Source organism: Corynebacterium sp. HMSC056E09, assembly GCF_001813425.1.
In the GTDB taxonomy this organism is placed as follows: Bacteria; Actinomycetota; Actinomycetes; order Mycobacteriales; family Mycobacteriaceae; genus Corynebacterium; species Corynebacterium hesseae.
The window spans coordinates 102,848-116,344 of sequence record NZ_KV812511.1; the positions used below are offsets into that span (position 1 = coordinate 102,848).

13 protein-coding genes are annotated in these 13,497 nt (G+C 61.5%); 6 read left to right on the forward strand and 7 right to left on the reverse strand.

Translation table 11 applies throughout. The features are described from left to right. The first annotated feature begins 16 nt into the window (after positions 1-16). Both HMPREF2912_RS13105 and HMPREF2912_RS13110 read left to right on the forward strand, forming a co-directional pair. A complete protein-coding gene (locus tag HMPREF2912_RS13105; protein ID WP_154762160.1) occupies positions 17-211 on the forward strand; it encodes a hypothetical protein in 195 nt (64 codons plus the stop codon). 187 nt (positions 212-398) lie between these two features. After that, positions 399-2,948 (forward strand): acyltransferase family protein, encoded by a 2,550-nt coding sequence (locus tag HMPREF2912_RS13110; RefSeq protein ID WP_246816507.1) that lies wholly within the window; start codon positions 399-401, stop codon positions 2,946-2,948. Between the two features lie 69 nt (positions 2,949-3,017). Here the strand turns inward: HMPREF2912_RS13110 and HMPREF2912_RS08795 are convergent, their stop codons facing one another. Both HMPREF2912_RS08795 and HMPREF2912_RS08800 read right to left on the reverse strand, forming a co-directional pair. Beyond that, positions 3,018-3,338, reverse strand: coding sequence for a putative quinol monooxygenase (locus HMPREF2912_RS08795; protein WP_070520811.1), 321 nt, complete (start codon positions 3,336-3,338; stop codon positions 3,018-3,020). A 99-nt stretch (positions 3,339-3,437) separates the two neighbouring features. Further along, the gene (locus tag HMPREF2912_RS08800; protein ID WP_070683852.1) at positions 3,438-4,028 is read right to left on the reverse strand and encodes a hypothetical protein; all 591 of its coding nucleotides are present in this window, start codon (positions 4,026-4,028) and stop codon (positions 3,438-3,440) included. 157 nt (positions 4,029-4,185) lie between these two features. Between HMPREF2912_RS08800 and HMPREF2912_RS08805 the strand changes: the two genes are divergently transcribed. Next, positions 4,186-5,100 (forward strand): AEC family transporter, encoded by a 915-nt coding sequence (locus HMPREF2912_RS08805; RefSeq protein WP_070683854.1) that lies wholly within the window; start codon positions 4,186-4,188, stop codon positions 5,098-5,100. A gap of 36 nt (positions 5,101-5,136) precedes the next feature. Here HMPREF2912_RS08805 and HMPREF2912_RS08810 read toward each other — a convergent pair whose 3' ends face one another. Then, the gene (locus HMPREF2912_RS08810) at positions 5,137-6,972 is read right to left on the reverse strand and encodes an ABC-F family ATP-binding cassette domain-containing protein (protein ID WP_070683856.1); all 1,836 of its coding nucleotides are present in this window, start codon (positions 6,970-6,972) and stop codon (positions 5,137-5,139) included. 91 nt (positions 6,973-7,063) lie between these two features. On the opposite strand from HMPREF2912_RS08810, the gene HMPREF2912_RS08815 reads away from it, so the two are divergent. Next, on the forward strand, positions 7,064-8,374 hold the full coding sequence (locus HMPREF2912_RS08815) for a hypothetical protein (protein WP_070683858.1): 1,311 nt from the start codon (positions 7,064-7,066) through the stop codon (positions 8,372-8,374). 27 nt (positions 8,375-8,401) lie between these two features. Here the strand turns inward: HMPREF2912_RS08815 and HMPREF2912_RS08820 are convergent, their stop codons facing one another. The 4 genes from HMPREF2912_RS08820 to HMPREF2912_RS08835 form a co-directional block, all read right to left on the reverse strand. Further along, positions 8,402-9,340: a 4-(cytidine 5'-diphospho)-2-C-methyl-D-erythritol kinase gene (locus HMPREF2912_RS08820; RefSeq protein ID WP_070623680.1), complete on the reverse strand. Its 939-nt coding sequence runs from the start codon at positions 9,338-9,340 to the stop codon at positions 8,402-8,404. Next, positions 9,337-10,179 (reverse strand): 16S rRNA (adenine(1518)-N(6)/adenine(1519)-N(6))-dimethyltransferase RsmA, encoded by an 843-nt coding sequence (gene rsmA / locus HMPREF2912_RS08825; RefSeq protein ID WP_070623677.1) that lies wholly within the window; start codon positions 10,177-10,179, stop codon positions 9,337-9,339. The genes HMPREF2912_RS08820 and rsmA overlap by 4 nt, the downstream gene beginning before the upstream one ends. Before the next feature lie 33 nt (positions 10,180-10,212). Then, the gene (locus tag HMPREF2912_RS08830) at positions 10,213-11,361 is read right to left on the reverse strand and encodes a resuscitation-promoting factor (RefSeq protein ID WP_070683860.1); all 1,149 of its coding nucleotides are present in this window, start codon (positions 11,359-11,361) and stop codon (positions 10,213-10,215) included. Positions 11,362-11,607: 246 nt separating this feature from the next. Then, positions 11,608-12,432, reverse strand: a complete 825-nt coding sequence (locus HMPREF2912_RS08835) for a TatD family hydrolase (protein ID WP_070565737.1) — start codon at positions 12,430-12,432, stop codon at positions 11,608-11,610. Between the two features lie 24 nt (positions 12,433-12,456). On the opposite strand from HMPREF2912_RS08835, the gene HMPREF2912_RS08840 reads away from it, so the two are divergent. Continuing rightward, positions 12,457-12,951, forward strand: a complete 495-nt coding sequence (locus HMPREF2912_RS08840) for a GNAT family N-acetyltransferase (RefSeq protein WP_083299263.1) — start codon at positions 12,457-12,459, stop codon at positions 12,949-12,951. An 8-nt stretch (positions 12,952-12,959) separates the two neighbouring features. Further along, complete coding sequence (locus HMPREF2912_RS08845) at positions 12,960-13,463, forward strand: GNAT family N-acetyltransferase (protein WP_070563396.1); 504 nt, start codon at positions 12,960-12,962, stop codon at positions 13,461-13,463. The last annotated feature ends 34 nt before the right edge of the window (positions 13,464-13,497 follow it).

Consider the following 13,497-nt stretch of genomic DNA (forward strand, 5'->3'; position numbering starts at 1 on the left):
CAGTACCCGAACCCCGGTGTCTACCTGCGGAGTGTGTAGTGAAGAAGTTTTTGCGGTCGATGATGTCACGTTTGGCAAAGGGCGAGTCGTCTGCATCGAGTCCCGCTCCGTCCTCCTCGGCGGATTCCTCGAAAACTACCTCGTCTTCACCCGCTGCAGCTTCCGCACGCACTGCGCCTGCTACGCCCTCTCAGTCCCCGCCACCTGCTAAGTCCACCGCGCCTGCCGCGAACGATAAGCCTGCTAAGGCAAGCGCCCCTAAGACTCCACCGGCACCCACTGGGCACGGACCCCGTAATGCCCAGCGTCCTGCCGCTCGGCCTGGCCGCGTACGCCCGCGTTCGGCTGAAGACTTCACTCTAGATCTGACTCCGGATGCACTTCCCAAAGCCTCGGCGGTGAAAAAGGCCAAACTAGTTAAGGCCCGCGAGGAAGCCGAAGTAGCTTCGGCCAGTCGGCGCGGCCCACGTCGGGCCATTCCGCGGCATCCGAACCCGCACGCCCCCGCCCAACGACGCCAAGCACCTGCAACGCCCAGCGCCGACAAGGCTTCAACAACCAAGCCATCACAAACTCAGCCCGCTGCGAAGCAGCCACCTGCACACGGCGACAAAGCACAGTCTCCTTCCCCGGCTCCAGCACACCCCAAACGGCAAGAAGGAGCCGAAAAGGCCACGTCGGCCCAGAAACCCAAGAAAGCCCCGGCGACTGCAAAGGCCAACGAGGAGACAAAGACCGAGGCGGCCGCAAAGCCCCGGGAAACCACAACGCCTCAGAAGAGCAAAGAAACTGGGGATTCCAAGCAGCCTGAGAAGAAGGCTTCAACCGGCACCGAGAACGAGATTTCGCGTGCTCTGGCCCGCCGCTCGCAATCCGTCGGGGCGTTAAGCGCCAAGCAGGAAAAACGCCGATCAGAAAAGCGGCGAGTAGCACAGGCTTCCCCCACTGCCGCCGCTGCAGCCGCCCCTGCAACCGCAACCGTCGCGGCGGGCACAGCCGCCGCAGCTCCAGCAGCTGCTTCTGCGTCCGCCCGCAACGCAGCCGCCTCTGCCCCCGCTGGCTCAAAGCGCCGTGCGCGCGCCCGCCTGCGCCAGGTTCCGGGCTTGGATGGTCTGCGCGGTCTAGCGGTTCTCGCCGTGGTGATCTACCACTTCTTCGGGGATATTCTCCCCGGCGGATACCTCGGTGTGGACATGTTCTTCGTCCTTTCCGGGTTCCTCATCACCTCGCTGCTTGTTCGCGAGTTCAACGTCACTGGACGCATCAGCCTCAAAGGCTTTTGGCTCCGCCGCTTCCGGCGAATCCTCCCGGCCGCACTCATAGTCCTGTCAATATGCACAGCGATAGTGGCGCTCATTGGTGGGGACCTGGCCGTTGGCATCCGCGAACAATTCTTGGGCACGTTCTTCTTTGTCAACAACTGGACCCAAATCGCCACGAGCCAAACCTATTTTGCGCCTAATGAAGTGCAGGTTTTCGCGCACTATTGGTCCTTGGCCGTCGAGGAACAGTTCTACCTGATCTGGCCGCTTTTGATGTTTGGCGTCTTTGCCATTTCCCGCCGCAAACCCAAGCGCCTGCCCATCGCCGTATCGCTCATCCTCGCCATTGCTTCAGCCGTCGCCATGGCACTGCTCTATAGCCCAGGCGAGGATCCCACGCGTGTGTACTACGGCACCGATACCCACGCGTTCGGTCTCCTCATCGGCGCAATGCTGTCCCTCCTCATGACCTCCACTGACAAGGACATGGACGCGGATTCTTGGCCGGCCGCAAACAAGGGCATACTCGCCGGAACCGTTGGTTCCTTCGCATTAGTTGGTTACCTCGCGCAATTGGTGTGGATGGGCGCAGATCGGGATTTCACCTACCGCGGCGGCCTCGTCCTTACCAGCGTCCTCGGCGCGGCAATGATTTGGGCAGTGGTGCGCGAATCTGGTCCCCTCACGTGGATCTTCCGCACCCGTGTGATGCGGTGGCTGGGCCAGCGCTCCTTCTCCCTCTACCTCTGGCACTGGCCAGTGGTAATGATTGTCCACGCGCTGTCCGACGCCCCCTCCTGGCTCCTAGGCCTCCTTTCGCTTCCGCTGAGCTGCGTGCTGGCTGAGGTGACCTACCAGTTTGTAGAAAACCCCTTCCGCCGCGCCGGATTCCGCCCTACGTGGCACGCCTACTGGGCTGCACGCCCCAGCGCGCAAGAGGTCAAAGATGGTTTTGGCAAGGCCATGTGGCCTGCCGTTCCCGTCCTCGTTGTTCTTTCCGTACTGGGCGTGGGCTACGCGCTGGTGACTTCGGAGGATAAGAGCGAACTGGAGCGCGAGCTCGAGCGCATGGCGCTGTCCAACGAACAGGCGGAGAATTCTGCCCCGGCACAGTCATCGTCTGTCCCCGCAAAGCCTTCCGAGACCACGAAGCCGAAGGAAAAGCGTGCGCTTCCCACTGGAAACGAGATTAGTGCTATCGGTGATTCCGTCATGCTCGCTGCCTCCGAGGCTCTCAATGAGCGTTTCCCGGGCATTAGCATCGACGCCACGATCTCCCGCCACTATTCGGCAGCCCTTCCCGTCATCAAGGCGCAGAAGGATTCCGGGCAGTTGCGCTCTACCGTGTTTGTGGGCTTGGGAACCAACGGGGCTACGTTTGAGGGCCAGATGGACGAGCTCATCGACATCGTCGGCCCCGAGCGCACGCTGATCCTCGTCTTGCCCTACGGCGAGCGCGATTGGATGGGACAGGCACGCGCCGAAATCATTGACGCCGCGACTGCTCACGACAACGTCTACATCGCAGACTGGTGCGGCATGGCCCAGGAGAACCCGGCCATGCTTTACGACGACGGCGTCCACCCGCTCCCCGAAGGCGCACATCTTTACGCGGATGCGCTGTACGACGCCATGGAGCAATACGCCAACGAGGAAAAGGACCTCACCACCGTCTGCTCCCGCTAGCTAAAAAGCCCCGATCATCGCTAAAAGCCGCCCGGCTTATGCCGGGCGGCTTTTGTCAACGCGTGGGGTTTAGACCGAGAATTCAGCCATCTTGTCCCATTCCGTCTTACCGTCAATGTGCGTGTTGATGATGTCCGGGGTCTCTACCAGGTACTTCGGCAGCTCCTCGCACGAACGCTTGAAGTGCTCGGTGTTGACGTGGTCGACATCAGTGCCGTCCTTATAAGACTCGAGGAGCAGGAAGCGCTGCTTGTCTTCCGGATCACGGAACCACTTGAAGTCGATGCAGCCGGGCTCTGCCTGGCAGGCCTTGGTGTACCAGTCGATCTCTTCCAGGAAGGTATCGGCGTACTCGGGCTTGACGTGGAACTGTACGTTGATCAAAATCATGGGCCCCACTGTAACCTTCTCCGCGAAAACGTGCAGAAGGCCCTGCCTGTAGCGGCAGGGCCTCCTGTAATAGCGGCCTATCACCGGCCGCCTGAAGGTCTACTTGTTGAAGAAGTACTCCGCAACGTAGACGTGGGTGCCGTCGAAGGCCTGCGCAACACCGAAGCCGGTGCCGTCAGTCTTAGTCACGGGGACGTCGCGGTTGAGCCAGTTCACGCGATCCTTCGCTTCCTGCTCCGTGAGCTTGTAAATGTTACCGCTGCCCTCTTCCAGGTGAGTCAGGCCATCGCCAGCATTGTCTTGGAAGGTAACCTTGCCGGCCGCAGCCTGGTTTGCCCACTCCTGGGCAATGTTCTTGGCGTTGGCATCGTCGTGGTGGCCCTGCTTAATCAGGTGGGCATGGGTTGCGCCAACGAGCTCATCGGCCACCGCCGGGGTCGGCTTCTTGATGAAGTCCGGCAGCTGGACGTTGTACTGCTTAGCCAGGTCATACGCCTGCGCAGGAAGCTCAACTTCAAAAGAGTTGACCTGCTCCACAGCCTGGGAAGACAGCTGGTTCAGGTCCTGGGGCTGTGCGGACGATGGGTTAGCCGGGGCGGCCTGGGCAGCAGACACCGAAAGAAGGGCGGTGAGGGATACCGCCACGGCGGAGGTAGCGGACAGACGGGAAACGCGACGCAAAGAATTCATAAATACCACTGTGCCATAAGTCCGCCCGCGTTAAAAAAGACTTCCCGGTCATACGGCATTTTCGATATCACTTTGTTATCAGCTGCCGGTGGAAAAGACTGGCGTGGAAGAATGACCGAAGACTTGCTTTTAGAATTCTTCGAGAGGTTGATCACTGGTGCTGGATGTCTTAACCGGGTTTGCCATCATTTTTGTGGTTATCGGTGTGGGGTTCATTCTGGGGCACCGGGGCGTTATCGGCCACGGTGAGGCGCGCCTGCAGTTCAACCGCACTGCGTTCTGGGCTGCGACTCCGGCGCTCATCTTCTCCAGCGTGGCCACCTCGGATACCTCTACTTTTATGTCTCCGGTTGTCGCTGTCATCGCGATTGCTTCGGTCGCCACGATGGCGCTGTATGGCTTTCTCAGCCTGGTATTCTTCCGCCGCAGCGGGGCTGAGACGATGGCCGGAGCGGCCGCGGCCAGCTATTACAACTCCGTCAACATCGGGCTGCCCATCGCCACCTATGTCATCGGTGATGCCACCTTTGTGGTGCCAGCACTCGTGCTCCAGATGGCAGTGCTCTCCCCCTTCATCATCGCCGGTCTCAATGCACAGGGGACAAGCCTGCGCTCGATAAGCAGCTCTGTGTTCTCTGGGCTTACGGCACCGGTTGTCATCGCTGCCGTCGCCGGCTTCATCGTTTCTGCGGCAGGCTGGCACGTGCCAGAGGTCATCATGGCGCCCCTCGAGATCCTCGGCGGGGCCTCCATCCCAATGATCCTGATGAGTTTCGGAGCTTCCCTCACTGGAGACGGGTTGCTGGCTAGCGACCGCCTACCAACCATGACCGCCACCGTGCTCAAGCTCGCAGCCATGCCAGCCATCGCCTTGGCGACGGGCCTAGCCTTGGGCCTGAGCGGCAAGGAGCTATACGCGGCACTCATCTTGTCTGCGCTTCCGACCGCGCAGAACGTTTACAACTACGCCGCGACCTACCAATCGGGAGAGACGGTGGCGCGCGATACGGTCTTCCTCACCACTTTTCTCTCCTTGCCGGCCATGCTCGCCATCGCAGCATTCTTCGGGTAAGACTGGCCTTCGCTGGCGAGCACTAGCCGTCGAACACTAGCCTTCCAGCTTCTCCCCCAGCTCCAGCCATTCCATCTCTAGCTCCTCGCGCTCGGCGGCCACCGCTTTGAGGTCGGCGTCGAGCTTGGCCAGCTCGCCGCTGTTTCCCTCTCCGGAAGACATCTTCTCCGCGGCCTGCGCCATCTTTTCATTCAGCTTCGCCGTCTTGTCGTCGAGCTTGCCCATCTTGCGCTCCAGCGCGTTCATCTTCTTGGTCAGCTCGCGCTCCTCCTGGGAACTCAGCCGTTTTACCGGGGCGGTTTCCGTACGCTGACCATCGGCGTTCTTCGAAGCCTCGCCCAAGTCGAGCACACCACCGGCGGTGGCGGCTTCCATCTCCTGGCGGCGGCGCAAGTACTCCTCGATTCCGCCCGGCAGGTTGGTGAGCTTGCCATCCCCAAACAGCGCATAGGTGTTGTCCGCGATGCGCTCAATGAGGTAGCGGTCGTGAGAAATGACCACCAAGGTTCCCGGCCACGAGTCCAGCAAGGATTCAAGCTCTTGGAGGGTATCGATGTCGAGGTCGTTCGTGGGCTCGTCGAGAAGCAGCACGTTTGGCTCCGCCATGAGCACACGGGTCAGCTGCAAACGGCGGCGCTCACCGCCCGATAGGTCACCGACGGGTGTGCGCTGGCGCTTGGCGGAAAAGCCCAGGCGCTCGGCCAGCTGGGAGGCAGAAAGCTCTTTCTTGCCCAGGTGGACGTAGGTGGCGACGTCTTCGACGGCGTCGAGAAGCCGGCGCTGTGGATCCAGGTCATCGAGCTCCTGGCGCAGCCACCCCAGGCGCACGGTCTTGCCCTCAATGCGCTTGCCAGCGGCAAGCTCGACTTCGCCAGCAAGCGCGCGCAGCAGCGTGGTCTTGCCGGAACCATTAACGCCGACGAGGCCGATGCGCTCGCCCGGCGCCAGCCGCCAGGTGAGGTGATCCACCAGCGTGCGGCCATCTGGTGTCGTGACCTTTGCATCCTCAAGCTCGATGACGACTCGCCCCTGGCGCTGCTTAGAGAAGGCCATGAGCTCGACCTTGTCGCGCGGCGCGGGAACATCCGCGATGAGTGCCTCGGCTGCCTCAATGCGGTAGCGCGGCTTCGAGGTACGGGCAGGCGCCCCGCGGCGCAGCCACGCCAGCTCTTTGCGCGCCAGATTCTGGCGGCGCTGCTCGATGGCATCGGCTTGGCGGGCGCGCTCAGCGCGGGCAAAGGTCCAGTCGTTATAGCCGCCCTCGTAGGCATCGACGACGCCGTCGTGCACCTCCCAGGTCGTGGTGGCCACAGTGTCGAGGAACCAGCGGTCGTGCGTGACAACGACCACCGCCAGCTTGCGCGAAAGCAGGTGGCTGGCCAGCCATTGCACGCCCTCGACGTCGAGGTGGTTGGTCGGCTCGTCGAGAACCACGATGTCGAGGTCTTGAACGAGTGCGGCGGCCAGGTTGACGCGGCGGCGCTCACCACCGGAGAGCGATCCCACAGGGGTGTCTAGCCCTAAGTCAACAATGCCGAGGCCGCCGAGGACATCGCGCACCTTGGCGTTAGAAGCCCACTCGAAGGTTTCCAGCCCGAGCGGTTCGATGATGACTTGGGCGATGGTGAGGGACTCCTCCAGCTCGAACCGCTGGGTTACCACCGCCATGCGCAAATCCGAGTTGTGGGATACGCGGCCCGCGTCCGGCGGCTCAATGCCGGTGAGGACCTCCAGCAGCGTGGTCTTGCCGCCGCCGTTGACGCCGACGATGCCGATGCGGTCACCGGTTTGAACACCGAGGGAGACCCCGTCCAGCAGGGTCTTCAGACCAAAGGACTTGGTTACATTTTCCAGGTTAATGAGGTTCGCCATATCGAGAGTCCATCTTAGTGCCTCAGCCCGGTTACCCCCGCACCATTACCTTTATTGCTATCGATTTTCATTTCCAATACTCTGCAACACCATGAAAAAAGAACACCTCATCCTGTGCGCCGCACTTTCCGCAAGCATCCTCACCCTGTCCTCCTGTTCCTCCCCCGAGAGCAATGACGCTCCGTCTCCCTCCAGCGCTGAAGCCTCCCACGCGCATGACGAACACGGTGAAGGCCATAACGGAGAGCACAGCCATGACGGCTTCGAAGCCTCTGCTGGCGAAACCGAGGTGGCAGAGCTTCCACCTCGTGTCCTCATCTCCCATAAGGACGGTCTCACCACGCTCGATGGAGAGACCGGTGAGGTCATCGACAACGAAAAGCTCAAAGCATTTCTCCGGCTTAGCGATGCCGGCGATAACCGCCACATCATGGTGACCAAAGGCGATAGCTTCCTCACCTACGACACCGGGCGCATCACCAAGCCACACGGAGATCACAAGCACTACTACGCGGCTCAGCCGCAGCTTGACGACGCTTCCATCGACGCACCTCACGCCGGCCACGTGGTTCACCACGATGGTTTTACCGCGCTCTTCTCCGACGGAGATGGTGTAGCAAAGATCTACAAGACCGAGGACTTCGGCAAGGAAGACGCCCAGCCGGTCAACACCGTCGAGACAGGTGCTGCGCACCACGGCGTCGCGGTTCCGCTGAAAGACGGCTCCGTGGTCACCACGAAGGGCACCGAAGATGAGCGCCACACCATCCAGCATGTGGATAAGTCTGGCAAGGTCCTTGCGGAAACCACCGAGTGTCCTGGTGTTCACGGCGAAGCTGCCGCTGGCAATGGCTCCCTCTTCTTCGGATGCGAGGACGGGCCCATCGTCTTCGACGGAACTGAATTCCACAAGATCGACGCTTCCGCCTATGCAGGCAAAGACGGCTACCAGCGCTCCGGCAACTCTGCAGGCTCAGAGGAGTCCAACGTCATTCTGGCGGATAACAAGACCGACAAGGATGCCGACTTCGAGCGCCCCACCTCAGTGACCCTCATCAATACGGAGGACTACTCTGCCACGAAGGTCGAGCTCGGCGAGTCCTATTGGTTCCGTTCCTTGGCCCGCGGGCCCTTGGGCGAGGCACTGGTGCTCACGACCGACGGCAAGCTCAACATCATCGATCCGGATTCCGGCGAGATAACGAAAAAGATTGACGCCATCTCCCCGTGGAAGGAAAACGAGGAGTGGCAGCAGCCAGGGCCAATCCTGAAGGCAGCCAACGGCTATGCCTACGTCACCGACGCAAACAAGCAGGAACTGGTCGTTCTTGACCTCCTCGGCGACCAAGAACCACAGCGCTACAAGCTCGATGTCAAGCCCGTAGAGATGGCCGTCCTCTAAGGGCCTCCACCATTCACCCTGCTGGTGTTAGACCAGCGTTGCGCCGGTAGCCGGCCCATAGGTCACCAATCCGCGGGTTCCGCGGTTATCGGCGCACACCTGGGCCACCACCTCCTGCGCGGTCTCCTCGTCTTCGCAGAGGAAGGCGCAGGTAGGACCGGAACCGGAGACAATTCCCTTGAGGGCACCGGCGGCCTCACCAGTATCCAGAATCTTGCGCAAGTCCGGGCGCAGCGAGAGTGCTGCTGGCTGGAGGTCATTGTGCATCACTGCGGCGAGCTCGCGGGGGTTACCGCCTACGAGGGCTTGGCCCACGGCTTCAGTATCGAGGTGCGGGGCGCTTCCGCGTCCGGCATCCCGCAGCTCATCCAGCTTGCGGAATACCGACGGCGTCGACAAGCCCTCAGCATTGGTGATGATCGCCCAGATATAGCGCCCACGCGCCAGCATCGGGGTCAGAAGCTCACCGCGGCCGCGTCCCAAAGCCGTGCCGCCTATGAGGGTAAAAGGCACATCGGAGCCGAGTTCCGCGGCGAGTTCGTAGAGCTTTTCCATGCTGAGAGGCTCCCGACCAAACTCAGCGCTCAGCGCGTGATTGGCCAAAAGCAGGGCCGCGGCAGCATCGGCGGAGCCGCCGGCCATCCCGCCGGCAGCGGGGATGTTCTTTTCCATCGTGAGCGTGCCAGCTGCCGGTAGCATGAGGTTTTTCGTCACCAGCTCCACCGCGCGCCATGCCAGGTTCTCGGTCGATGCCGGCACACCTGTCGCGTGGTTACCCGTGACCTCCACGGCACAGCCCTCGCCCCAGCGGTAGCTCACGCGGTCGTGTACATCGAGGGATTGGAACACGGTGGCCAGCTCGTGGAAACCATCCGCGCGGGCCTCGCCCACACCCAGGTGCAGATTAACCTTGGCGTGGGCACGCGCCTGCCAGAGCTGCGGAGACTCGTTTACCGCCTTGCTCATGAGGCTTCCGCCAATCTAACGAAGTCCTCCACACCTAGCTTCTCGCCGCGCAGGCGCGGATCGATATTCGCCGCGCGCAGCGCCTCCTCGGCTGCCGCGGCGGAGCCATAAAAGCCCGCCAAGGCGGCGCGGAGGGTCTTGCGGCGTTGGGCAAAGGAGGCGTCAATCAGCGCGAAAAGCCGCGGGCGCAGCGCCTCGTCGAAGGGGCGGGTGCAGTCAATGCGCACCAGGCCCGACTCAATCTTCGGCGCCGGCCAAAACACGTTCTTGCCGATTGTCCCGGCTTGCCTAACCGGGCCATAAAAAGATGCCTTCACACTAGGAATGCCGTAGACCTTGTTGCCCGGCGCGGCGGCGAGGCGCTCAGCAACCTCCAGCTGCACCATGACCAAAACGCGGCGAATGGATGGGTAGACCTCCAGCAGGTGGAGCAACACCGGTACCGCGACGTTATAGGGAAGGTTGGCCACCAAGGCGGTGGGGTCCCCCAACTCACCTGCTTCAACGGTGAGCGCATCCTTCTCCACCACGGAAAGGCGATCCGCAAAGTCGGCTGCCCGCGCGGCCACGGTATCCGGCAGTTTGCCAGCCAGACGCGGGTCAATCTCCACGGCCGTCACGTGCGCAACTTCCCCCAACAGCCCCAGGGTCAGCGAACCCAGCCCGGGGCCCACCTCAACCACGCGGTCCTCTGGGGACAAGTCGGCAGCAGCGACGATGCGGCGGATGGTGTTCGGGTCATGCAGAAAGTTCTGGCCCAGCTTCTTCGTCGGCGTCACGTCAAGCTCAGCGGCGAGTTCGCGGATCTCCACTGGGCCCAGCAGATGGGGTTGAGTCATACCACTCAGACTAATACGCGTGGCTCGTAAGCTTTAGCGCAGGCCGAGCTTGGCGGTACACGCAGGCCATGCACCCCAGCCCTGCGCGGCTTGAACCTTCTCTGCCACAGCGATCTGCTGCTCGCGAGAAGCCTGCCATGCCTCCGGGGCATACTCGGTGCCACCAAAAGCAGCCCAGGTCGACGGGGTGAACTGCAGGCCACCGGAGAAACCATTGCCTGTGTTGATTGCCCAGTTTCCGGTTGCCTCACACTGTGCGATGGAATCCCACACGGAGCCATCCGCAACGGCCGGCGCGGTGGACTTCGGCTTGGTTCCGCGCGCAATCACGGCAGCAACGGCCTCCCTGCGCACGTCTTCCTTGATAATCTCGTTGGATTCTTCCTTGCCGTTGACCTTGACAATCTTGCGGGTCACGGCGCGCGAACCGGGGGTTCCCTCCTCGCGGACTTCCTCAGTGCCTTCCTCGAGCTCTGGGTCATCGACATAATTAGCCGGCGCGTCAAAGTCCTCCGTCTTTTCCTCTTCGGAGATCTCGACGCGGTCCACAGTAATGGCGGTACCCGCCTTCACCGGCGTATCCAGAGCTGGGGATACGCGGTCATCCTTGCCCACCGTGATTCCACGAGCCTCGAGCACGTCCCCCACAGTCTTGGCCGCAACGCTGGCATAGGAAACGGAACCGCCGTCAGTAAGCTTGACGATCTTCGGGGACACCACTTCAAGGTTCATTCCCTCAGTCACCGTTTCATCCTCCTCCACGGTCTTGGAACCGGAAGTGATGGCAGCACCCGGGGCGATTCCATCGAGGCCGCCCAGCAGGTCAGACACCGTGAGATCGGTGGAAGAGAGCTGCTTTTCGACGCCATCGATGGTAACCGCGACAGGCTTGGCAGTGCGAACGGTGATCGAATCACCGTCAGCAACCTGCTCCGACAGGGCCGGGTAGACAACGTCCTCTCCCCCAACCTTGACTCCGGCAGCCTCGAGGGCAGCGTTGACATCACCGGCGAAAGTGGCCAGCTGAGTGGTCTCGCCGTTCACGTCAAGCGTGATGTCCTTCTGCGTGCTGACGGCAACGACGCCGCCCACGGCTAGGGTGCCAAGCACACCACCGGTAGCCATGCGCAGCGGCAAAGAGCGGGAATTGTTGATTCGCTTGATCTGCTTCTTCGGGGACATAAACCTTTACTCGTCTTCACGATGCTTCGTATTCACAATGCAGCAACCCGCATTCTGAACACCTGTCACGGCGCGCCCCACGCGCGCCCGCCGGCGACATCAATACCGGACTAACTTTGAATAACAATACGGTAACAGAACGTAACTTACGAAATGCATTCACGCGCCGCGGCCACTAGCAGCACACTCGTCACAACAAACACGTGCGCCACCACTGAGCAGCACCTTTAGATAAAGTGAAAATCCTCACACGCCAAAGACCCGCGCGAAGGTCGTGGCCACCTCCGCCGCGAGATCCTCCACTTCTTGACCACGCGCCTGCGCCACACAACGATACGTGTGCCCAATCAAGGAGGGCTCATTACGCGCTCCCCGGAAAGGCTCCGGCGTCATGTACGGCGCATCCGTTTCAATCAGCAGTTGCCCTGCCGGGGCAATGGCAGCGGCCTGGCGCATTTCCTCATTACGCTTGAAAGTAACGTTGCCGGCGAAAGACAGAACATAGCCGCGCTCAAGGGCTTCTTTGGCCACGGCGAGCGGCGAGGAAAAGCAGTGCAGCATCACCGTCGGCGGCTCGGGGCAATCCCCCAGCACACGCATGAGGTCCTCATCGGCCTCGCGGTTGTGGATCATCAGCGTCTTTCCCACCTTGGCCGCCAATTCCGCGTGCCAACGAAGAGCCTCTTCCTGCACCTCGAGGGGCGCGGTGGTTTCCGGCTCGTGGTGAATCCAATAGGTATCTAAGCCTGTCTCCCCGATGGCCACGCAACGCGGATCCGCAGCCATCTCGCTCAAGCGCAAACGAGCAGCCTCATTAAGTTCAGCCGCCTTAGTGGGGTGAATGGCGCACGCGGCATACACGTTGTCGAATTCCTGCGCCGCCGCCAAAGCCTTCTCCGCCTCAGCCAAGCCATCACCCACGGTAACGATGCGCTCAACACCAGCAGCACGAGCACGCTCAACGAGCTCGGAATCATCGTCGCGGCAGGAGGCGAGGTGCGTGTGGGCGTCGATAAGCTGGCTCAAACCTTCGGCGGGAACGGGCGTGGGGCGTGGCTTCTTCTTAGACATGGCTGCGAGTGTAGTCTTGCGCGCATGATTATCCGTGAAGCGACGGACGCCGACGTCCCCGCGATGACCGCCACGCTGAATTGGGCCATCCGAGAGACCCACTTCATCTTTCGCAGCGAACCCGCCACGGTGGAAGAGCGCACCGAGTATCTCCACCAGCTACGCCGCGACGGCTGCCCCTGCTTCGTGGCTTTCACTGACGACGGCACGTACTTGGGCTGGGCTCTCTACCGCCCCTACCGCGATCCCAAGGTGTGGCTGGGATGCTACGAGACCACGATCTACGTTGATCCCGCAGCGCACGGCCGCGGGGTGGGCACGCGCTTGCTCGGTGCAGTCGTTGAGCATGCCCGCGAGGCAGAGCAGGTCCATACGCTGCTGGCACTCATCGTGGCGGACAACGCCGCATCCATCAAGTTGCATGAAAAGTTCGGCTTTGCCACTGTAGGAACGTTAAAAGAAGTCAGCCGCAAAGCTGGGCGCTGGATAGACCTCACCCACTTGCAACTCATGGTTTAAGGAACATCATGCACGTCCGTCCCGCAGAGCTTGCCGACGCCTCCGCAATCGCCGCCATCTACAACTCCGCCTCCGCCGCGAAACCGGCCGCCAACCTCGTCACATGGCAGGAGTCCGTAGAGGACCGCGAGAAGTGGCTGGCGCAGATGGAAAAGGACAACTATCCGGTCTATGTCGCCGTGGACGACGACGAAATTGTCGGTTGGGCCGCCTACTTCCAATTCGTCACCCCAGCCATCTACTACGGCACGGCAGAGGACTCCATTTACATCGCGGAATCAGCGCGCGGCAAGGGCGTGGGCAGCGAGCTCATGGACACGCTCATGGATCACGCAAAGGAAAATGACTACGTGGAGACGATGATCACCTACATCGTGGACACCAACGAGTCCTCCATCGCCCTACACAAGAAGTTCGGTTTTGTGGAGACTGGCCGCATGCCCAATATCCACACCAAAGACGGCGTGCGGCTAGGGCTGGTGCACCTGCAGCGCGACTTCAACCGCTCCTAAAGCGGCTTGATTGCCGCCCCACCCCAGTGACGGC